We start from the raw sequence: 20,198 nt of genomic DNA on the forward strand, positions 1-20,198 counted from the left end.
GAGTGGTAAATAAACGAAGTGAGAGGATTCTGTTATGGAACGCAAGGTCAGCCTGGAAGAGATATCTGACGGAAAACTGTATGGAAGCAATGACCTGGTAAAGGCGGATTGCGGCGACTGCAGCGGATGTTCTGCGTGCTGCCGGGGCATGGGAAGTTCCATCCTTCTGGACCCCTATGATATCATGCGCTTGACAAAGGGGCTGCATATGCAGTTTGAACAGCTGCTGTCAGGCCATCTTGAACTGAATGTGGTGGATTATATGATTCTTCCCAACCTTAAGATGTCCGGCGGTGATGAAAGGTGCAGTTTCCTGAATGACCAGGGGCGGTGCTCCATCCACCCCATCCGTCCCGGCTTCTGCCGTCTGTTTCCCCTTGGAAGGGTTTACGAGGACCGCTCCTTCCGGTATTTTCTCCAGGTTCACGAATGCCTCAGGGAGAACCGGACCAAGGTAAAGGTGCGCAAATGGATAGACACCCCGGATTTTAAGGCGTATGAGCGGTTTGTGGCGGACTGGCATTATTTCCTGAAAGAACTGGGGGAAGCCATGAAGGACAGCGGCAGCCAGGAGACCATGAAGGCCGTGAACATGTATGTGCTGAACTGGTTCTATGTAACCCCCTACGGGGAGGATGAGGATTTTTATCCGCAGTTCTACAGACGGCTGGAGGAAGCAGCCGCATTTGCAGCCAGCCAGGGAATCCGCACAGGCGGCCAATACGGCAGCGAAAACGGATAAGAAAGCGGACAGAATACTGGAAAATGGTAAAATGAACAGGAGGAACATGTTATGGGACTGAATGAAATCTTAAGCGGGAGAAGAAGCATACGCAGGTATAAAGCCGGTGCAGGGGTGGACCCGGCCCTGATCCGGGAAATGCTGGAGGCGGCGATTCAGGCGCCATCCTGGAAAAATTCCCAGACATCCAGATACTACGTGGTCATGTCAGGGGAAATGCTGGAAAAGGTAAAGGCATCCTGCCTTCCGGAGTTCAACCAGAAGAACTGTAAGGATGCGCCGGTACTCATTGTCACGGCATTTGTGAAAAACCATTCAGGACATGACAACCAGGGCTGTCCGGTAAATGAACTGGGCAATGGCTGGGGCGCCTATGACCTGGGCCTTCACGATTCCAACCTGATCCTTAAGGCCAGGGAACTGGGCCTGGATACCCTGATAATGGGAATCCGCGACGCGGATGGGTTAAGGAAGCTTCTGGGGATTGACGGGAACCAGGAAGTGGTGTCGGTCATTGCCGTTGGATACAGGGACACCGACCCTGCCATGCCGGCCAGGAAGGGCGTGGAGGAGATTGCCCGTTTTTACTAAAGATGTTTATCAGAGGGCATTTTCAAGGTAAAGTAACTGGATTATGGAGACGGAGGGCGGCATATGGACAGGATTAAAAGGGTATCCATTGTAGGGATGGGAGCAATGGGGATTTTATACGGGGATTTCTTCGCCAATGCGCTGGGAAGGGAACAGGTTACCTTCCTGGCTGACAGTGACAGGACCCGGCGGTACAGGAATACCCCGGTATATTGTAATGGAAGGAAGCTGGATTTCCGGATTCAGGACGGGGCCGTGCCCGATTCCCAGGGGCCGGCCGGGCTGTTGATTTTTGCTGTTAAGGCAACTGCTTTGGAGGATGCCATCAGCGTGGCCAGGAACCAGGTCGGAAGGGACACGGTCATACTGTCCGTGCTCAACGGCATTACCAGCGAGGCTGTGATTGGGGAGGCGCTGGGCATGGAGCATGTGCTCTACTGCGTATCCCAGGGCATGGATGCGGTGAAGCTGGGAAATGAGCTGACCTATTCCCACATGGGCCAGGTATGCATCGGGATACCGGAGGACCAGGCATATAAGGAGCCGATGCTTTCAGCAGTCACGGATCTGTTTGACCAGACCGGATTTCCATATACACGGGAACCGGATATCATCCGGCGTCTGTGGTGCAAATGGATGCTTAATGTGGGCGTGAACCAGACCGTCATGGTGGCGGAAGGAACCTATGGTACGGTTCAGCATCCCGGCAGGGAACGTCAGATGATGCGGGACGCCATGGCAGAGGTGGTTGCATTGGCGGGGAAGGAACACATACGGGTGACCGAGGAGGACCTGCAGGGCTATGTGGATTTGATTGACACCCTGAATCCGGATGGGATGCCCTCCATGCGCCAGGACGGCATTGCCAAAAGGCAGTCCGAAGTGGAATTCTTCGCGGGCACGGTCATACGGATGGCGGAGCGTCATGGGCTTGACGTGCCGGTGAACAGGGAGCTGTACCGGAAGATAAAAGAGACGGAGGCGGGATATAAGGGGATTGGATGAAGATTCCTGACGCATGGATATAAAGATAGATACGGGGAAATACACAAGGAAACATACAAGGACACATACAAGAAAACATACAGGGAAACGCACAAGGACACATACAAGGATACATATAAGGATACATATAAGGAAACATACAGGGAAACACACAAGGGACAGAATGATTTACAGCCATGGATGAAGGTGGCTGTAAATGTTCTGTCCCTTAACGCATCGGGAGATGTTTATAAATTCCTTCCTGTCCTGATCCATCTTATGGTTCAAAAAATGATTTGACAACCGTCATGATGCCTTCCGCCAAAGCCCCATGGTTTTTGGCATCCATATGGAGCTGGTCCAGGGAGCTGGCCTGGGCTAGGGAAGCGGCGTCTATATACATACAGCCAAGGGATTTGGCAACCTGTCCATAGAGCGGGGCCAGGTTCCTTGACTTGGCAGGAGAAGTTTCATCAAAGCTTGCAAAGGGACAGTGGTCCATGTCCTCTCCGATATGGATGGGGGACACAACCAGGATCTGGGGGACCTTATAGCCCGGGCCGTAATCAAAATGCTGTACCAGGTTACACAGGTTTTCCATGCCTTTTGCAATGATTTTAGGCGTTGCATTCAGATGGACCTTGCAGTCATTGGTTCCAAGGGCGAGAATCACCAAATCCAGCGGTTTGTGGCTCTGGAGGGCAATGGGAAGCGCCTGGATCCCGCAGCGTCCCGGCTCCAGCGGGTCATCCCAGACCGTGGTGCGTCCGCCCATCCCTTCTTCAATCACATAATATTCAGGACCTAAAAGTACCTGCAGGCGTCCTGGCCAGCGGGTGTTCCATGCATGGCGTCCTCCCTTTGGATTGGTACCGAAGGTATTGGAATCACCAAAGCAGAGAATATTAATCATAAACAATGCCTCCTTCTTTTTGCTGTTTTCTATCATATCATAAGTGATAGTAAAATACAGGGATTTATGATAAAATATACAAAACTGTAACAGGAGGCGCTGTATATGAAAAATTTATCCAGGGAGTTTGTGGGAAGGACAATCCGGGCATTGCTGTTCATTGGCCTGGTGGTCATACTCTGTACCGCCGTATCCAGTGCAGGCCTGTTCCTGGCGTCCAGATTCGGACTGACCAGATCCAGGGAGCAGGTTCCCCTGACCGCACTTTCCATAGAAGGGGAAGGCAGTGTAGAACTGCCCCAGCGTGGGAAAATGGTGGAAGGAGAGGGCTGGAGACTGAGGAATTCCAGGGATATCTACACCCTTACCCTTGATAATGCCATGATTGGGGACGGGTCCGGGCAGCCGGCCATTTCCATATCCGGGGACCTGATCATGGAATTGAAGAAAGACAGCGGCAACTGGATAAGCTCTGATGGCAATGGCATACAGATAGAATCAGGGACCCTTGTCATCCGCGGAACCGGAAGCCTGAAGATTGACGCCGGGGGCGCAGCCATTGCCGGAAGCAGTATGGAATCCCCTCTCCCTGCGTGCAGGATAGAAGATGGAGAATTGGAAATAACTGGTTATGATTTCGGCATTACAGGCGTTGAACTGGAACTGGCCGGCGGAACCGGGATTATAGAGGCTAAATCTGAAACAGGAACCGGCATCTGCGCCGGAAGGCTTCTTGCGGAGCCGTCCCTGGGCAGTTTAACAATCCGTGGAAATGCAGGCGCAGTCCTCCTGGCCAGCCCCCAGCCAGGCACACCTGGGATATCCATACCGGACCAGGTCCGCATCCTTCCCCAGTCAGCCGGGATAAAAACATGGGGGACTGCCCGGATAAAGGGACTGCCAGGCAGCAGCCCGGACCTTTTATACAATGTAAAAACCATTGTATCCCAGGATGCGGTAACCAATCATCCTGGCGCCGGGGATACCTATGTGGGTGAGCCGGAGATTACATTGATAGGAAAATGATTCAGGAACACACATGAAAGAAAGGATGGAAATTCAGATGAATATGACCGTATTATGTTACAAAAAGTGCAGCACCTGCCAGAAGGCATTAAAGTGGCTGGATGCCAATGGAATCAAGTATGAGGAAAGGCCTATTAAGGAAGAGCATCCCAGCCAGGAGGAACTGAGGGAATGGTATAAAAAGAGCGGACTGCCCCTGAAGAAATTCTTCAACACCAGTGGAAACATTTACAAGGAAATGTCACTGAAGGACAAGCTGCCCCAGATGAGTGAGGAGGAGCAGCTGGCCCTTCTTGCCACGGACGGCATGCTGGTAAAGCGTCCGCTGGTAATCGCGGACGGATTCGTGCTTACTGGTTTTAAGGAGGCAGAGTGGAAGGAGAAGATGCTGTAGCCGGCAGGTCCTTACTCTGTGGGCACAAGTACAGCCCTATTCAGCAGCCACAAGGTCATCCAGGGAACCGAAATGGTATCCCATCCCTTCCCACTTTGTCAGGAGTTCATCCAGGATCTGTCCATTGGTTTTAGAGGTACTGTGAAGGAGGACGATGGCGCCGGGGTGGATGCGGCCCAGAAGCTTTTTAAAGGCTTCTTCCTTGGTTGGCTGTTTGTCTTCATACCAGTCCACATAGGCGAGGCTCCAGAAAAAGGTCCGGTAGCCCATGTCATTGGCCATTTTCAGGTTGCTCTCGCTGTATTTACCCTGCGGGGGGCGGTAGTATTTCTTCATGGGCTGGCCGGTGGTCTGCTGGTACAGGCTTTCCAGGTCATTCAATTCCTTTTCAAAGGATTCTTTGGTGGAAATCTTGGACATGTCCGGATGATGGAAGGTATGGTTGCCAACTGTGTGTCCTTCGGCCACCATACGCTTTACCAGGTCGGGACTGGTTTCAATGTAGTTGCCTACCAGGAAAAATGTGGCGTGGGCATTATGCTTTTTCAGGGCGTCCAGGATGGCGCCTGTGTTCCCGTTTTCATATCCTGCATCAAAGGTCAGATAAATCACCTTATCCTGTGTATTCTGGGCATAGTAGGCGTTGAACTGTTTCAGATAATCCGCAGTGGCGTTGCCGATGGGCATCTGTCCCTCATTGGGAAAGCTTAAGCCCCAGTTGCCGTCCGCGGATGTTGTGACAGCCTCGGGGGCGCTGGCATAGTCTGCTGCCTTTAGTCCCTGGTTGTATTCCACAACCTGGGCTGTCAGCCGCCCGGCGCAGAAGGCCAGGGCAAACAGCATGGTGGTTTTTAGAAGTTTTTTAATAGGAAGTTTGGCAGAAAGTCTTCTGAGCCTGTTTTTCATTCTGATTTCATTCCGTTTCAGACGTGTTTACTTAAATATATAGGGGAATGGGATGTACCATTCCACAAAAACGGAATTATATTTTCTTATACATAATGTGACGGGGGAGGGAACCGTATTTCCGCGTGGTTTCTACAATCCCAAACCCCAGCCTGAGAAAATTATTGAGGCTGTATAGGTTGTCCGGATGGACCGTGCCCATAAGATGGCAGAAGGAGGTCGGGGTAAGGTAATCCTCCCCGTATTTCATCAGCGTATACTGAAGGCCCTTGCCGCGGAAATCCGGCAGGACAGCCAGGGAATCCATATAAGCAACCTTCCGTAAATCCTCCGGCCCCAGATTCACATAATGCCCCAGGTTGTCATCTGCCCCACCGGGATAGTGGATGATGAAAAATGCCCCAATCCGGCCATGTTGGACGGCTTTAAACACAATGCCCTTATCCTGGTCCATTATGTGTTCCAGGATGTAGTCCACTGTATCAATACAGTACCAGCCCTTGTCATCCAATAGGGAACTGGTCACGGACATGATATGGTGGATTTCATTTGCATCAGATGGTTCTGCACGTAAGATTTCCATAGTTACCTCCTGCCTGGCGTGATGGTTTGTCTATGTTCAGAGACTGCCTGAAATTATAGTACCATGATTTTGGCAAAATGTCATTGCGGCGGGAGGAGATTCTTAATCATCTGGATAAATGTATTGCCTATCTCAGCAGGGGAAGGTTCCCGGTCAGTTTGTTGACCAGCTTTTTGGAACCGCAGATCCCGATGCCAAGATACTGGAATTCCTTTTCCTCGGCCTTTGCAGCCTTGTCAATGAATTCATCGTAGGTCCTGCAGCCCTGGGCCACATCGGAAAAATCCACAACCATTAAATCAGAATAACCGGGCTGGTAGAGCTGCTCGCGGATGAATCGGATTTTTTCCTTATCCGCCTTCAGGATTGGAACCGGAAATTCTATGATTCCAAGATGCTCCCTCCCGCTTTTATCCACGACGTCCGGTCCGACTGTTTCCGGCATGTGCTTACCAAGGGTTATTCCCATGATTCCGGCTGTATTGGCAATGACGCCTAAGGGTAAATCTTCATCCATGACCATGACACATTTCTGGTTTTGCATATCCATATTTCTTGACTCCTTTTCAGATACATTCTGGTATATTCCGCTTATTCCTTGGTTTTTCAATGATTCAATGCTTATTTTAGCATTATGATCAGGAAATTTCTTGGAAGATATGACACTGGGTGGACCTTGGATGGATTGTAAGAAAATAAATAATTAGGTACCTTGACAAAAATGATATAACCGTGTATGATGATAATGTAAAAACACAAGGTACCTAATTAATTTAAATCAGGAATAGAGAAAGAGGGATTGCAAATGGAGAAATCAATGGATTATAATGTAACTAATTGCACGCAGTGCCCAAGACACTGCCCTATAACGGACCTTCAGTGCAAAAGGGGAAGACAGTACATGGAACATCTGGGAAATGGGGAAGCCGACGCAGAAGGAGGCCAGGAGAAGATGCACCGGGAAGACGGAATGCAGGAGGGCCAGGGAGCGTTTGCAGGGCACAGGCGCCCTATGCCGCATGGACATGGCGGGAGCGGGAGACATGGAGAACATGGAATGCGTGGGGAACAGGGGAAACATGGAATGTGTGGGGAGCAAGGCAGACATGGAATGAGTGAGGAGCAAAGGGGACATGGAATGCGTGGGGAGCAAGGCAGACATGGAATGTGCGGGGAGCAAGGAGAACATGGAATGCATGGGGAGTATGGAAGGCGCAAGGGATATGGAAGGTTCGGCAGGCGTTTGGAAGGTATGGAGGGGGAAGACGGTCTTTCTGCGCTTTTAGGAAAATGCGGCCACTATCTTTATCATCGCCCTTATCATGGCCGTGGTCAGGGAAGAATCTTGAAAATGCTTTCAGGACAGGAGGAAGTCACACAAAAGGAATTACAGGAAACACTTGGGATTCAGGCCGGATCGGTCAGCGAGATCATTTCCAAACTGGAGGCCAGGGGATTGGTTGCCAGGGAAAGGGATGATGCGGATAAGAGAAGGGTATTGCTAAGAATCACGGAAGAGGGTAAAAAGAGGGCGGAGACGGATTTTGATGAAGGCAAGACGGAAGATTTATATGGGGTTTTAAGCGAAGAGGAGCAGGAGACTTTAAAAGGGCTTCTTGGAAGGCTGCTGGAGAGCTGGGGGATGACGGGCCAGGACCCGCAGTGAGATGACAGCCTAAGAGTCAAGGGAAAGGGGAACCACATGGGGGAGATAACCATAAAGAAACTGGAGATAGGCACAGCTGTATATTGGGCAGCATTTAATCTGAGGAATGAAATCCTGAGAAAGCCCAGGGGACAGAACCTCTATCATGATGATTTGTCATATGAAGCATTATCCTCCCATACAGCTGCATTGGAGGATGATAAGGTGATAGGGGCGTCCTGCTGGTATGAGGATGGGGGAAACGGACTTGTTAAGCATCTTGTGGTGGAGGATGCTGCCAGAGGCAAGGGCGTGGGAACACTGCTCTTAAGGTATGCGGAGGAGGAGATGGTATCCAGGGGAATCAGTAAGTGCGTGCTGAAGGCAAGGGTATCGGTTACGGGATTTTATGAAAAGCTCGGTTATCATACTGTGGGGGATATCATGCCGGATGATGTGCCGCATATTATGATGGAGAAGTGCCTGGGTGAGGATTAAGCCTGTCCCAAGGCTCTGTTACAGCTTGATTTAAGGGCTACGGGTAAAATAGTCATAAGGTCCTGTATTTTGTTTTATATCTTATCTTCCAAAGCAGCCGCATTTTCCTGGCAATGGCGAACAGCAGTACCTCCACCACTGCTTCCGGCGTGTGCTCGGAAGCATGGTATGGCCCAGGTCAAAGGCCAGAAGCAGTGCGCCGGACAGAATCGCAATGAGCAGGATGGCGGCTATTATGTGTCTGTTCACGGTCAGTTCCTTTTAAGCAGTCGGATTGATATAGGCTTTTGTGTCCCCAAGCTTGGCAAGTGCACGGGCAATATTGAATACATGGTCGCCGATGCGCTCGTAATCCGTAAGGATTTCAGAATACAGGATGGAAGTCTCCACATGGCATTTTCCATTCCCCATACGCTCAATCTGGTTGGATCGGTATAAGAGGGTCTTTTCGTCGATTTCCTGTTCCAGAAGCGTGGCCTGTTCCAGAAGGGAGACACATTCCTGGGACTGATTGAGAAATGCGGTTTTATCCGCTGACAGTGCCTGGGCGCCAAGGCTGCTGGCAGCAAGGTTCTTTGCGCTGCAGACAAGGTTTATGGCGCGCATGCTGGAATCCCTCATATCAGCCAGTTCCCCCTGGGCCTGTGCCGACAGCTCCAGTCCCCGCTCCATCATGGTCTGGGCATAGCCCGCAATGTTCTTGGCATGGTCGCCGATGCGCTCCACATTGCCGCTGATGGTGAATATGCGGCGCAGCGCGTCCACCTCGGCCGGGTTGTGTTCCACGGTAAGGACCTTGGATATCCGTCTGGAAAGCCGGGCATTGGCAAGGTCAATCTCTTCTTCACGCTTTAAAATCCACTCCAGTTCATCTGCGCTTTTTTCGCTGAATGCAAGGAATCCCTTATCAACATTTTCAGCTGCCAGGGAAAGCATCTGGCTGATTTCCTCCATCAGCTGCTTTCGGGCAATCACGGATACGCCAAGCACATGTTCGGAGGCCAGAAGCTCTTCAAACCAGTGCTCCTCATCCGCTGCCCGCTGGGGCCTGTCAGGAAGAAGCTTTTCGGAAATCCGCGCCAGCTGCGTACCGAATGGAAGCAGGAGCAGGGTGGTCACAATATTGAACAGCGTATGTACGTTGGCAATCTGCGCAGCCGGATTATCCGGCGTGAAGGCAGCTACCCAGCTGGTAAAAGGAATCATGATACAGACAATGGTAAATACAGTGGTGCCTATGATATTAAACATCAGGTGGATGAGGGTGGTGCGTTTTGCATCCCTGTTTGCACCGATGGAGGCCAGCACGGCCGTGATACAGGTGCCGATATTCTGACCAAACAGAACAAATACAGCGCTGTCGATTCCAATAAGCCCGCTGACAGCCAGGGCCTGCAGGATTCCGACGGACGCGGATGAGGACTGGATGATGGCTGTAAAGCCGGCACCGGCCAGGATCCCCAGGAGGGGATTGGAGAATCTGGTCATGAGCCGGACAAATCCTTCTGAATTGCGCAGAGGTATCATGGCAGCGCTCATCATGCCCATACCCAGGAAAAGGATGCCAAGCCCGGCCACGATGCCGCCTGCAAACTGTACCTTTTTCTTTTTGACAAACAGAATCAGGGCAACGCCCACAAATGCAATCAGGGGAGCAATGGCCCCGATATCCAGGGCAATCAGCTGTCCTGTGATGGTCGTGCCGATATTGGCGCCCATGATGATCCATACCGCCTGTTTCAATGTCATGATCTGGGAATTCACAAACCCCACTACCATGACGGTTGTTGCGGATGAGGACTGGATGATTGCAGTGATTCCGGCGCCCACCAGCACCCCAAGGAAACGGTTGGCAGTCAGCCTTTCCAGAATCTGTTTCATGCGGCTGCCCGCAGCTGCTTCCAGGTTGGTGCTCATCATCTGCATTCCATAAAGGAACAGTGCCAGCCCTCCCAGAAGGCTGAAAAACGATTCAATACTCAAAATGATTCCTCCTCTGAATTCATGGATTATTTCAAAAAGACATAGCCTGCATCCGTGTAAACGAGTGCAGGTCATGTCTTTTTAATCACATAGATTTATTAAAATGTAACTCAACTGGAATGTGATCAGCATCGCATCCGTTGTCCATAGGTATGTCATTTCCTTTCTGCCTTATGTGGATCATGTACTGGCCCTGATGGCATTATATGGGGACAGCATGGCGGATGTCAATCGTATGGACGCAATATTAACGACACTTTAATACGGAGTGGTTTCCAGAATGGTAGGATTTATATAAGATATGGGGTGAAAATGGTAGGTTTTATGCGGGTTTGCGGCATTTTTGAAACTTCCGGTTCCTACCGCTTTCTACCACGTTATTAGGGTTTATTGGTCACAATAAAGTCACAAATCAACGGTTATTTTTTCTATCTCTTTTTTCAGGTCTTCCATGTCGCGGTGACCGTAGACCTTGTTGGTAATGTCGGCTTTGAATGAGTGCCCCATCATCCGTTTACGGTCGTTTTCTTTTACCTCATACTTTTCGCATAACATGGAGAATGTATGCCGGCAGTCATGTGGCGTATGCTTGGGGTCACCTGGGATTCCGAGCCGGTTCAGTAGTTCCTCCATTTGTTTCCTGAAATCCTTGTCACTGCACGGAAGGAGCTTTCCATACTTTCCCATCCGGCGCCCGACCAAAGGGAGAATTGCAGAATGGATAGGAACGATACGCCCCTTACCAGCTTCCGTTTTCATTCCACCCATAAAATACTTTTCCGGCAGATTGACTTCAAGGCCAATGTATTCTGATATACGCCACCCGGAATAGCACATAATGAGAAGCATCTCTGCAGTTTCGTCTGTTTTGTTATCCCACAGGATTTTCAGGTCTGCGTCTGAGAAGGGCACACCATGTTCGTCATCGTCATCCCTTTTGATTTTAACATACTGACTATAGTCCTTATCGCACCACCCTTGACTGTCAGCATATTTATACATCTGCCTGTACAGATTCCTGATAAGTTCCAGGCTGGCATATTTTAGACCACAGGCATCCAGGTTATCCTGCAGGTCCTTTGTACGGAGTGCAGAAAATGCTTTACCGTAGAGGGATGCACAGTTCTTATAAGCGGCCTTGATTGAATATTTAGTTGCCGCAGAGTATTTATTGCCTTCTGCAAATTTATCGGCATAGAATGCATCGTAGACCGCTGAGAAGGTCTTCTCAGGTTCCTCAGGTTCGATTCCCTTGACACGGTTGTAATCGGCCATGATTTTTCCTGCCAGGGAATCAAGGGTATCGGGGGTATTAGGCAGATTCAGGGCGGCCTCCATACCTGGGGTATAGGTACCTGCCTTGTAGGATGTGAGGATTATGAAACCCTTCATCCAGTCATCCACGTAACAGAGGGCCGGAGGCCGGTTCCCGTCAATGTCTGCCGGCGGGTGGACCGCATAGGGGTTCTTCCGGCTCTTGCCAAGGTATCGGATGGAGCCGTAGCCGTTGGGGAGCCTGGGATGTTTCTTTCGTTTTGGCATGATATCATTCCTTCCCGTTGCGATATCGCAACTGATTTTGGGTATAAAAAATACGCCCTCTTGCCAGGACGCCCCAGGAATGATATAATTCAGATGTTAGTTGATTATATCGTGCCGGAGCAGTCCGGTAAGAGAATCTATGTGAGGGCGGCTCCTGCTGGTAACAGGGCCGCTTTCACATTTGACAATTTCCGTATATTTGGTATAATATACTTAACAAGACAGCCGGGAGATAGATTAAGCCTATCCGTCCTGGCGAATTATAACAACTTTAGTAAGTCGCCCATCCGGCCAAGGAGCAGGGCGGCTTACTTATTTTTCATGTTCAGGATTGCAACGATTAACAAGGCAACGCCTATTATAATCTGAAATTCCTCATATGTACTCATAAGCAACCATCCTTCCTGTCAAGACTCAGAACGAATGGCACGCACGCCCTCCCGGTTGCCCGGGTAAGGATATTATTGTCAAGGTGGTGGCCCCAGGAGCGTGGGAGTTGGTAGCTCCTGGGGGATTTTTGCTATGTATAGAGATTTAGTTATTCTGTCGCGGCCTCAGACTCAGGTGCTATAATTTGCATTGCCTCGTCATCACTAAATCCAGATGCTGTTAAAAATTCTAAGCGTGCACCAACAACTAGTATTGCATAATTAGTTGAGTTTTCTATGCCTGCTTTTGCATCAGATAAATCTTGGATTTTTTGTTTATCTACATATTTTTTCGTTGAGGATGCAATGGATTGCATATTGAGAATATAATCTTTAGCCGCCTTCTTATATTCCTTTATACCATCACATTTAACAGAATCAATATTGCCCCAATATATTCTAAAATTATTTTCAGCAGTCTTAGCTGCATCATATAAGTCTACCATAGATACGCCATCAGTACTTATTATTTTGGTAAGAGTTTGATAATCTGCTTCTGCAGACATTATTATATCGTAAATCTGCTTATCTGCTTCGGTAGCAGCGTCACGATTGTCGACAACCGTAGTTTCAGTTTCTTTTTCGGTTTCAATCGGTTGAGAATCGGTTATATTATTTACTTCAGTTTTTTGGGAAACAGAAGATACGTTTTTTTCGGTAGAGGAATTACCGCCGTTAGTTATTGCAATTATAACACCAAATGCGAAAAGTACAGTAAGTATAATTCGCACAGGTTTATTGAATTTTTTATATTTCCACATGAGAAACAAACCAACAGGAAAACAACAACAAAACATCATTAATACGATAAACCAGGTTTGCGAATAAACCGGTGGTTTAATTGTTGGGGTTTCAGCTCCATTAACATCCAATCTAACTGATGAAGGTTTTTGTGCAGATTCTTCTGTAGACGTAGACGCTATCGGTTCTCCACATTTTGGACAGAATTTCCCCTCAAATTGAAACCCGCATTTTCTACAATACATAATCATATCCTCCCTACATTTTGAATTTTTTACCGCATTTTAAACAGGTAACCTGTACCTTTTTTGCCCCAATATTACCAGCAACTAAGCCGAGTGGCCCAACTAATGCAGCACCAACAACAGCTTTTCCAATACCAAAGCCTTTTTTATTTCCTGATAATGATGTAGAACCGCAACGAGGACATCTGGCCATTGACGAATACTGTTGTTGCTGAAGCTGGAGTTGTTCTTGCTGCGCTTTTAAAGCCATGGCTTGCATTTTTATTTGTGCTTGCTGTAATTGAAGTTCACTTTGCTCTTTCATATTCGTTAGTGCTGTTTGAGAAAGCGGAGTGCGGCAATTGGAGCAAAAATTAGAATCCGTTGAATTATATGCTCCACAATTAGGACATACGATAGTATCTGACGGAATGACTTCGGCGGGAGAAGATTCTATACGCTTACCGCACGATGAACAGAAGATACTATCATCAGGAATTTCTGCATTGCAGTGTGGACAAATCATACTCATATTCCTCTTTTCATTTGTTTTATTAAAAAGCAATAAGCTATTTTAATCATAAGTCATTCCCATAGAGCCACTTATCCTCTGCGAGTCTAAAGCCACAATCTTTGCGCCATCTACTTAAGAATTTCATGAAATCGGAATGCTCATTGGTTTCCTCGTAATCCTCATCCACATAGCATTCCTTGGCTGGTTGGACAATACCTTGCCGGATTGGTACGAGTTCTATTTCTGGGAAAAAGATATGCTCAAGCTGTAGCTCCGGTTTTGTGGGCTTTCCAGTCGCACTGTAGGAGATGTTGCGGAACCATTCCTTGTAGGATATCAAGGCTTTGTTCGAAGCCTTATAGGACAGACCGAAAGCGTCATGCAGTTGTTCCGCGTCCCGGTAGCCGTATTTATGTATCATGATACGCGGCGCCAGAAAGTGACTGGCAAAGTCATCAGCCTCATCATCGTTTTCTTTTGTATCTCCAACATGCCCCAATAGTATGTGACCAACTTCGTGCATTAACGTAAAACGTTGGCGATAAATATATGGGAAAGCATCATTGTAATAAATTTTCCCCTTTAATTTAAATGCATCATCACTTACCCTGTAACATTCCCGTTCCTTTTTGGCGGATAACTCAGAATACTTAAACAGGGGAATCTTTAATCTTTTTATGACTTCTATACAGTCAATAGGAAAACTTCTGATGCCGCATATTTCATACGCATCTAAGATAACGCGGAAAAAGTCGTATTGTTCCAAACAAAACCACTCCTTTAATCATCATCAGATAATAAAGTTCTGATGATATCCTGTTTTTGTTCGACCGTGAGTTTTTTTCCGTTCCTTGCAATAAGACTTTGGATGTCTTCATATGTTGGCTCATATTTGGATTTGGATGTTCCTTCTGCCATTTCATCAAGTTCTTCAACAGTGATTCCTAATTCTTTACAAATTGAAATCACGATATTAACACTTGCGCCACCAACACCTCTTTTTAGAATTGAATAAAGAGTACTTTCAGATAAACCGCACTTTTCAGCGAAAGCTCTTTTGCTCATACCAGTATCGGAAATCAGTTTTTCTAAGATTCTTGCTTTCTCCATAATCCCACCTCGCTTCTAAACTTATTATACGCGCAATCACGTAAAAAGTAAATAGAAATATGCGCAAATCCGCACGATGAGAAAAATAAACAAAAAAAGTACGCGCAATCGCACGAAAAAATCCTTGACAATACGCGCAATTAAGCGTATATTACAATCATGGTCAGCGCAATTGCACAAAAGGAGGTGACAAAATGTACAAAAATCTTTTGGATACCATGTCTAATAAAAAAATTACATTTACTCAGATTTCAGAGCTTCTTCATTGCCAGTTAAGAACAGTATCAGAGAAAAGCAGAGGAGTAGTTCAAAGTGAATTTACGGTCACAGAAGCATTATTGATTAAGCGAGTGTTTTTCCCTGAGTATGATATTGACTGGCTATTTGAAAAAGAGGAATTAAGTGCCTGAACAAACACACGTTCGATAAGGGAACTATACCACTATCACATGCGTGTGTCAACTGGGAAAGGAGGGTGAGAGAGGATGATATCAGTTTCGGACTTGAATCAAATGTCAAATTTGACACTTATAAGTATTTATAAAAGTCTGAACTATTGGGAATGGACACCATTGCTCGGGGAAAAACCGGCTGGGTGGGATGAAATGCCGAATTATAAAAAAACCACTATGGGCGAATGTCAGACTAAAGATGCTATCATTCGCCCATATATGAGGGCCATCAATAAAAGAATTTCACACGAACAGATATATTCAAAAGCATGCTTATTTAGTGACTAAGCCTAATTTGATTTTCAGCGCCTCGGTTCCTAAGTCTATGGCTACGTTGGCGATAGTTTTGAAAGATGCGGAACTTCCTTGCTTAAAGGCGTAGGATAAACGTTCCCAATTACTTTTCGGCTTTATATCAGCCAAGAACTCATGTCCTTGGAAGGTTAAGTCACCTATACATCTGATGATAGGGTCTGAACTATTTGTTGGAGGATAAAAGAGAAACAGGTTTATATAACCTCCCTCATATAATCGCCAACAAGTGTAAATTATTTGGTTCAGAGAATATTGGGGTAATAGCAATGACAGGTCATGGGTTGATAACCGTACAAAATCGGATTGTTGCTCAAGGGTTATGAGAATGTCTCGGACACATTCAAGGTCAAGTTTCATAAATGAAGTCCCTTTCTTTTGTATTTCAGCATGGCAGTGCTGATAAGCAAATTGTATCACAACGAGAAAAAGATTACCAGACGAGAAAGGAGCGTGAGAGATGTGGAAAAAAATAGAAGCTCTTGAATTGGAGGTTCAAGAGCTTAAAAAAAGCTTGAATTGGGTTCGAGCAACGTTATTTATTATTGCTTTATGTATGCTCAGGCTCTGGTAATAATTCGATTATGCTGTCCATGTGAAATTTTTTGTATCTTCCCAAATCATTATAGTATAAACCTCCTTTCATTTACACTCGGCGCTGCAACGCCTGTAAGTCCAGTATGGGAGGGGGAGACAAAAAATCAAGAAAGGATTGATTTAATGAACGATTTAATAAGAACAACAATTACATCCATGGAAGCCGCCGAGTGGTGCGGCAAGAAACACACAGATTTGCTGAGAGATATCCGAAGATATGTCGGACAGTTAGGAGAAAGCAAAATTGCGTTCACCGATTTTTTCAAGGAAACTACCTACGTAACGGAGCAGAATAAGACGCTTCCCTGTTTCTTGGTCACAAAAAAAGGCTGTGAGTTCATAGCCCATAAAATGACCGGACAGAAGGGAACGGAGTTCACAGCGCGATACATCAACCGGTTCCATGAGATGGAGGAAGGAAAGCTTCCCTGCCCTCTCAATCCCCAGGTTGCATCTAGCGTAGCGGAGTTGGGACGGGTGACAGAGCGTGTAATGACCAAGCAGGGGTCACCAGCCTATAAAATTGCAGAAGCATTCAAGATGGAGTGTGAACAGTTTGGCATCCAACTCCCTGCGGATTTTGTGAAGGCACCGGAGTATGAGCAATTGGCGCTGTCACAGTTTATGCAGTAGGCGTGTGTCAATGGAAAATGAGGAAAGGAGGGGTGAGAGGTGGCAAAAGCATACATGAGTCCAGAAGAAGCCGCTCCGTTGTTGGGGATAAGCCCGAAAGATATCAGAAGAAACATGCGGAATGGGGCGCTGGATTTGGGACTGGCATTAGACCCCAAAAAAACTGGACGAAAGAACTGGAAGTTTAAAATCTATCCAGCAAAACTATACAAAATCACAGGAGGGCAGGAGCAATGACGAAAGTAACTGAGTTATCCATCCGTGCCAAGGCGGCCATCCGATACCCTGGCTGGCGCTTGGACATCGTAGGCCCCACCACTGCAGTGCTTACCAATGTGATGGGCAGACGGCGGACGGTCACGCTCCGGCGGCGCAGGAAGCGGTATGACGGTCCGTGGATGCGGCTGGCCAAGCGGCTGGTGCCCATGGTCATCTGGGGAGTGGGGATGTGGATGGTGTCCATTGTAATCATGGCATGGGCGCTGGGAGTGGAGCTGTGAAAGGAGGAAACGGATTGAACAAGACATATAGAGGTGCCTATGAGCGCATGGCTGACCGCATGATAGCGGGACAGGCCCAGACTATTGAAATCAACTGGATTAACATGTCTGCCAAGGAAGCCGGGAATGGCGGTGCAGACCGGGTTACTGCGAAGCTGGTTGCCGCCGGGTACCGGCCTGATGGGAGTGGGTGTGCGGAGAGATACCGGAAGGCCTATGAGGAGGGCCAGAAGGTGGATGGACGTTATATACGGCTTCCGCAGGAGACATGGATGCGGAGCGCATGAGAGGAGGTGAGGGAATGTACAACCCGAAGGAGGAACTACAGGCCATCCTGGACCTGCTGGGGGAGTGGCGTAACAGGAATGGCATAGGATATGTAACGATGTGCATCCTGGACGATGGTTTCGGTACGGCCTATGACTATGATGGCCACGAGAGCATGTGCGTTGTGACGGGGGAATATGGAGGTGGAAACCATGGGGACAGTGATATGCAGGACATGCCGGTACAGGAACCGGTGCATGGAGTACAGCCGGATGATACCGTGCCGGTCATACAAAAAATGTACCCAGACGGGTGGAGCCGTCAAGAGTCCAATAACTAAAAACATCACACCCTTAGTATAAGGGATTTCAAAGGAGATTGCAAGATGCTTACCAAAAAAGAAGTTACCAACTGGGTATATAGGGTCCGGGATAAAGCGTTCAGGAGCCTGCAGGATGCATATGAAAAGGCAGTCAAGGAAGAGGAGGACCGGATATTCAAGGAAAGTGGGGCCACCGACATAATCAAGAAGCTGGAAGCCTCGATGCGGGAGATGAACCGGGAACATGAGAAGCTTATAAGCCTTATGCGTGACAGCCAGGAGATGTCCTACGAGACAGCGTCATGCTATGGATTATCCTACCATCTTGACAAAATTGACCCGGTGGATAGAAAGGTCCGTAACGCAATTAAATATGATTCCAAAAAGCTCACACAGCTCAAAAAGAAATATGATGATGATGAGAGGAAGGTTGGCGCCAATTATGCGGCAGTGTTGGCGGAACTGAAACTTAAATCAAATGCCAAGCGCTGCGTTGAGTACCTGAAGGAGCTGGGCTTTGATACAAGCGGCCTGGAGAAACTGGAGCATACAGAGGTGGCCGTACAGCTGGACAGGCGGTATCTGTTTGTCTGCGGGGATAACAAATAGGGAGGGGGATATCCATGGAGGATAAATATCACCATCTCTGGATCCTTTTCCGGAGCCGGATGGCCCAGAGGGCAGACGATGCGGCCAGCACGGAAAAGAAGGAGATGTACGACTGGGTGCTGGAGGAGACAGCACTGATAGAAGCGGAGGTGTTCCTGGAGGAATGAAACAGATATTGATTGACCGGACGGAACTGCTGGGAAGGATAATTGCGATTGAATCCGGATGCCTGGACGTGAAGTCACGTTCCGTAATCCAGCAGATTAAGGAAACCATCCTGTGTCTACCGGTAAAGGAACAGGAAGGGGATGTAGACCATGGATGATGGTAAGATACACATTCCGGCCAGAAAAAGGCAGCCGGCCCCGGACGGGCAGCCGGTCATCAGGCTGACGGCAGAAGCCTACAACGTCCTGGTGGAGATTTACAATGAGAGCCAGATGTCAATGAAGCAGATTGCCAGCCTGATTATCATGCAGAGCCTGGACCGGATTGTTTATGATAAGGAGGGATAGATTGTGAATGTATATGAGAAACTGCAGCATGTGCAGTCTGGCTTAAAGGCACCAAAGAACCAGTACAATAAGTTTGGGAATTATTATTACAGGAACTGTGAGGATATCCAGGAGGCGGCCAAGCCCCTCCTGCAGGAGGTAAAGGCGGCATTGGTGGTAGGAGATGAGCTGGTCATGATTGGGGACCGGTATTACATCAGGGCCACTGCCCGGTTTGTGGACTGTGAATCCGGTGAGACGGTGGAGAATACGGCCTATGCAAGGGAGGAACAGGACAAGAAGGGGATGGATGCATCCCAGGTGACTGGGAGTACAAGCAGCTATGCCAGGAAGTATGCCCTGAATGGGCTCTTCTGCATTGATGATGTGAAGGATGCGGACAACCAGGACAATACATCTGGAAAAGGGCAGACGGCCGGCAGGAGCGGCAAGACTGGGACTAAGACATCCGGGAAGCAGGAAACAGGGAAGCCGGGAGGGGCAGGACCGGCAGCGGGGCTACCAGAGAATAGGACAGAAACGGAGAAGGTGACCCCGGCCATGATCAAGTCCGTCCAATCCCTAGTGGAGAAATACAGCACCAAAGGCCTGAAGATGGAAAAAATCCTTAAGATGTACAGTATCAGGGGCATTGCAGAGATGGATGTATCCCAGTATAAGGACTGTATGGGAAAACTGGAATTATACAAGGAAAAGGAGTTGGGAAATGAATAGAGTGATTCTTATGGGCAGGCTGACCCGGGACCCGGAAATCAGATATTCACAGGGAGAACGTTCCATGACGATTGCGAAATATACGCTTGCAGTTGACCGGAGAGGCCGTAGGAGTCAGGACAATGACCAGGCAGCGGATTTTATCAACTGCGTGGCGTTTGACCGGGTCGGGGAGTTTGCGGAGAAGTATTTCCGGCAGGGCATGAGGGTCCTTGTGTCAGGAAGAATCCAGACAGGAAGCTATGTGAACAAGGAAGGCCAGAAAGTATACACAACCGAGGTCATCCTTGATGACCAGGAATTTGCAGACAGTAAGGGCGCATCATCTGACATGGGCCGCGGCTATACGCAGTCAGCCCCATCCCAGGGACTGGTGTCTGCAGGTGCGGTTGGTGATGGGTTCATGAATATCCCGGATGATGTGGAAGATGACGGCCTGCCCTTTAATTAGCC

The 20,198-nt window shown here is 48.2% G+C and carries 32 protein-coding genes; 20 read left to right on the top strand and 12 right to left on the bottom strand.

Annotated elements, in window-relative coordinates; genetic code table 11:
• Positions 1–34: 34 nt before the first annotated feature.
• The 3 genes from MCJ35_RS30945 to MCJ35_RS30955 all read left to right on the top strand — a co-directional run bounded on the left by MCJ35_RS30945 (position 35) and on the right by MCJ35_RS30955 (position 2,338).
• Positions 35–742, top strand: a complete 708-nt coding sequence (locus tag MCJ35_RS30945) for a YkgJ family cysteine cluster protein (protein ID WP_025483682.1) — start codon at positions 35–37, stop codon at positions 740–742.
• A gap of 51 nt (positions 743–793) precedes the next feature.
• Positions 794–1,333, top strand: a complete 540-nt coding sequence (locus MCJ35_RS30950) for a nitroreductase family protein (protein WP_025483681.1) — start codon at positions 794–796, stop codon at positions 1,331–1,333.
• A 63-nt stretch (positions 1,334–1,396) separates the two neighbouring features.
• On the top strand, positions 1,397–2,338 hold the full coding sequence (locus tag MCJ35_RS30955) for a ketopantoate reductase family protein (protein ID WP_025483679.1): 942 nt from the start codon (positions 1,397–1,399) through the stop codon (positions 2,336–2,338).
• Between the two features lie 256 nt (positions 2,339–2,594).
• On the opposite strand, the gene MCJ35_RS30960 is transcribed toward MCJ35_RS30955, so the two are convergent.
• Positions 2,595–3,230 (bottom strand): SGNH/GDSL hydrolase family protein, encoded by a 636-nt coding sequence (locus MCJ35_RS30960; protein WP_025483678.1) that lies wholly within the window; start codon positions 3,228–3,230, stop codon positions 2,595–2,597.
• A 105-nt stretch (positions 3,231–3,335) separates the two neighbouring features.
• Between MCJ35_RS30960 and MCJ35_RS30965 the strand changes: the two genes are divergently transcribed.
• Complete coding sequence (locus MCJ35_RS30965) at positions 3,336–4,256, top strand: hypothetical protein (RefSeq protein WP_025483677.1); 921 nt, start codon at positions 3,336–3,338, stop codon at positions 4,254–4,256.
• A gap of 37 nt (positions 4,257–4,293) precedes the next feature.
• The gene (locus MCJ35_RS30970; protein WP_025483676.1) at positions 4,294–4,650 is read left to right on the top strand and encodes an arsenate reductase family protein; all 357 of its coding nucleotides are present in this window, start codon (positions 4,294–4,296) and stop codon (positions 4,648–4,650) included.
• A gap of 36 nt (positions 4,651–4,686) precedes the next feature.
• Here MCJ35_RS30970 and MCJ35_RS30975 read toward each other — a convergent pair whose 3' ends face one another.
• From MCJ35_RS30975 to MCJ35_RS30985, 3 genes are all read right to left on the bottom strand, one after another.
• Positions 4,687–5,556, bottom strand: coding sequence for a polysaccharide deacetylase family protein (locus MCJ35_RS30975; RefSeq protein ID WP_008721182.1), 870 nt, complete (start codon positions 5,554–5,556; stop codon positions 4,687–4,689).
• Positions 5,557–5,632: 76 nt separating this feature from the next.
• Positions 5,633–6,139 carry a GNAT family N-acetyltransferase gene (locus MCJ35_RS30980; RefSeq protein WP_227797247.1) on the bottom strand — a complete coding sequence of 169 codons (507 nt, stop codon included), beginning with the start codon at positions 6,137–6,139 and terminating at the stop codon, positions 5,633–5,635.
• A 127-nt stretch (positions 6,140–6,266) separates the two neighbouring features.
• On the bottom strand, positions 6,267–6,689 hold the full coding sequence (locus MCJ35_RS30985) for a DUF2000 domain-containing protein (protein WP_008721184.1): 423 nt from the start codon (positions 6,687–6,689) through the stop codon (positions 6,267–6,269).
• 367 nt (positions 6,690–7,056) lie between these two features.
• On the opposite strand from MCJ35_RS30985, the gene MCJ35_RS30990 reads away from it, so the two are divergent.
• The 3 genes from MCJ35_RS30990 (at position 7,057) to MCJ35_RS31000 (ending at position 8,282) form a co-directional block, all read left to right on the top strand.
• Positions 7,057–7,254 (top strand): hypothetical protein, encoded by a 198-nt coding sequence (locus tag MCJ35_RS30990; protein ID WP_025483674.1) that lies wholly within the window; start codon positions 7,057–7,059, stop codon positions 7,252–7,254.
• A gap of 77 nt (positions 7,255–7,331) precedes the next feature.
• Complete coding sequence (locus tag MCJ35_RS30995) at positions 7,332–7,805, top strand: MarR family winged helix-turn-helix transcriptional regulator (protein ID WP_240299755.1); 474 nt, start codon at positions 7,332–7,334, stop codon at positions 7,803–7,805.
• 36 nt (positions 7,806–7,841) lie between these two features.
• A complete protein-coding gene (locus MCJ35_RS31000) occupies positions 7,842–8,282 on the top strand; it encodes a GNAT family N-acetyltransferase (RefSeq protein ID WP_025483671.1) in 441 nt (146 codons plus the stop codon).
• Positions 8,283–8,363: 81 nt separating this feature from the next.
• On the opposite strand, the gene MCJ35_RS31005 is transcribed toward MCJ35_RS31000, so the two are convergent.
• The 7 genes from MCJ35_RS31005 to MCJ35_RS31035 form a co-directional block, all read right to left on the bottom strand.
• A complete protein-coding gene (locus tag MCJ35_RS31005; protein ID WP_155858410.1) occupies positions 8,364–8,531 on the bottom strand; it encodes a hypothetical protein in 168 nt (55 codons plus the stop codon).
• 12 nt (positions 8,532–8,543) lie between these two features.
• Positions 8,544–10,265, bottom strand: a complete 1,722-nt coding sequence (locus MCJ35_RS31010) for a Na/Pi cotransporter family protein (RefSeq protein ID WP_025483670.1) — start codon at positions 10,263–10,265, stop codon at positions 8,544–8,546.
• Between the two features lie 405 nt (positions 10,266–10,670).
• On the bottom strand, positions 10,671–11,807 hold the full coding sequence (locus MCJ35_RS31015; RefSeq protein ID WP_025483669.1) for a tyrosine-type recombinase/integrase: 1,137 nt from the start codon (positions 11,805–11,807) through the stop codon (positions 10,671–10,673).
• 538 nt (positions 11,808–12,345) lie between these two features.
• Positions 12,346–13,221 (bottom strand): hypothetical protein, encoded by an 876-nt coding sequence (locus MCJ35_RS31020; protein WP_025483668.1) that lies wholly within the window; start codon positions 13,219–13,221, stop codon positions 12,346–12,348.
• Positions 13,222–13,234: 13 nt separating this feature from the next.
• Positions 13,235–13,726 (bottom strand): zinc ribbon domain-containing protein, encoded by a 492-nt coding sequence (locus MCJ35_RS31025; RefSeq protein ID WP_025483667.1) that lies wholly within the window; start codon positions 13,724–13,726, stop codon positions 13,235–13,237.
• A gap of 52 nt (positions 13,727–13,778) precedes the next feature.
• Positions 13,779–14,480 (bottom strand): ImmA/IrrE family metallo-endopeptidase, encoded by a 702-nt coding sequence (locus tag MCJ35_RS31030; protein ID WP_025483665.1) that lies wholly within the window; start codon positions 14,478–14,480, stop codon positions 13,779–13,781.
• Positions 14,481–14,494: 14 nt separating this feature from the next.
• The gene (locus tag MCJ35_RS31035) at positions 14,495–14,824 is read right to left on the bottom strand and encodes a helix-turn-helix domain-containing protein (protein WP_025483664.1); all 330 of its coding nucleotides are present in this window, start codon (positions 14,822–14,824) and stop codon (positions 14,495–14,497) included.
• A 194-nt stretch (positions 14,825–15,018) separates the two neighbouring features.
• Here MCJ35_RS31035 and MCJ35_RS31040 point away from each other — a divergent pair, with 194 nt between their 5' ends.
• Positions 15,019–15,234: a hypothetical protein gene (locus MCJ35_RS31040; protein WP_002602953.1), complete on the top strand. Its 216-nt coding sequence runs from the start codon at positions 15,019–15,021 to the stop codon at positions 15,232–15,234.
• A gap of 315 nt (positions 15,235–15,549) precedes the next feature.
• Here the strand turns inward: MCJ35_RS31040 and MCJ35_RS32470 are convergent, their stop codons facing one another.
• Positions 15,550–15,948: a DUF2513 domain-containing protein gene (locus MCJ35_RS32470; protein ID WP_025483662.1), complete on the bottom strand. Its 399-nt coding sequence runs from the start codon at positions 15,946–15,948 to the stop codon at positions 15,550–15,552.
• Between the two features lie 360 nt (positions 15,949–16,308).
• Between MCJ35_RS32470 and MCJ35_RS31045 the strand changes: the two genes are divergently transcribed.
• The 11 genes from MCJ35_RS31045 to MCJ35_RS31095 are packed head-to-tail and all read left to right on the top strand — an operon-like array spanning position 16,309 to position 20,196.
• Positions 16,309–16,818, top strand: a complete 510-nt coding sequence (locus tag MCJ35_RS31045; RefSeq protein ID WP_025483661.1) for a Rha family transcriptional regulator — start codon at positions 16,309–16,311, stop codon at positions 16,816–16,818.
• Between the two features lie 39 nt (positions 16,819–16,857).
• Positions 16,858–17,055 carry a hypothetical protein gene (locus MCJ35_RS31050; protein ID WP_025483659.1) on the top strand — a complete coding sequence of 66 codons (198 nt, stop codon included), beginning with the start codon at positions 16,858–16,860 and terminating at the stop codon, positions 17,053–17,055.
• Complete coding sequence (locus tag MCJ35_RS31055) at positions 17,052–17,318, top strand: hypothetical protein (protein ID WP_025483657.1); 267 nt, start codon at positions 17,052–17,054, stop codon at positions 17,316–17,318. Before MCJ35_RS31050 ends, MCJ35_RS31055 begins: the two co-directional genes overlap by 4 nt.
• A gap of 14 nt (positions 17,319–17,332) precedes the next feature.
• A complete protein-coding gene (locus tag MCJ35_RS31060; protein WP_240299756.1) occupies positions 17,333–17,605 on the top strand; it encodes a hypothetical protein in 273 nt (90 codons plus the stop codon).
• A gap of 14 nt (positions 17,606–17,619) precedes the next feature.
• Positions 17,620–17,925, top strand: coding sequence for a hypothetical protein (locus MCJ35_RS31065; RefSeq protein WP_025483655.1), 306 nt, complete (start codon positions 17,620–17,622; stop codon positions 17,923–17,925).
• 45 nt (positions 17,926–17,970) lie between these two features.
• Positions 17,971–18,516 (top strand): hypothetical protein, encoded by a 546-nt coding sequence (locus MCJ35_RS31070; RefSeq protein ID WP_025483654.1) that lies wholly within the window; start codon positions 17,971–17,973, stop codon positions 18,514–18,516.
• A gap of 14 nt (positions 18,517–18,530) precedes the next feature.
• Positions 18,531–18,683, top strand: a complete 153-nt coding sequence (locus MCJ35_RS31075) for a hypothetical protein (RefSeq protein WP_240299757.1) — start codon at positions 18,531–18,533, stop codon at positions 18,681–18,683.
• Positions 18,680–18,841, top strand: a complete 162-nt coding sequence (locus tag MCJ35_RS31080; RefSeq protein WP_240299758.1) for a hypothetical protein — start codon at positions 18,680–18,682, stop codon at positions 18,839–18,841. Before MCJ35_RS31075 ends, MCJ35_RS31080 begins: the two co-directional genes overlap by 4 nt.
• Positions 18,834–19,031 carry a hypothetical protein gene (locus tag MCJ35_RS31085; RefSeq protein ID WP_240299759.1) on the top strand — a complete coding sequence of 66 codons (198 nt, stop codon included), beginning with the start codon at positions 18,834–18,836 and terminating at the stop codon, positions 19,029–19,031. The genes MCJ35_RS31080 and MCJ35_RS31085 overlap by 8 nt, the downstream gene beginning before the upstream one ends.
• 3 nt (positions 19,032–19,034) lie before the next feature.
• Positions 19,035–19,745: an ERF family protein gene (locus MCJ35_RS31090; RefSeq protein ID WP_025483653.1), complete on the top strand. Its 711-nt coding sequence runs from the start codon at positions 19,035–19,037 to the stop codon at positions 19,743–19,745.
• A complete protein-coding gene (locus MCJ35_RS31095) occupies positions 19,738–20,196 on the top strand; it encodes a single-stranded DNA-binding protein (protein ID WP_025483652.1) in 459 nt (152 codons plus the stop codon). Before MCJ35_RS31090 ends, MCJ35_RS31095 begins: the two co-directional genes overlap by 8 nt.
• The last annotated feature ends 2 nt before the right edge of the window (positions 20,197–20,198 follow it).

This window comes from Enterocloster sp. OA13, from assembly GCF_022440595.1.
Classification (GTDB): Bacteria; Bacillota; Clostridia; order Lachnospirales; family Lachnospiraceae; genus Enterocloster; species Enterocloster hominis.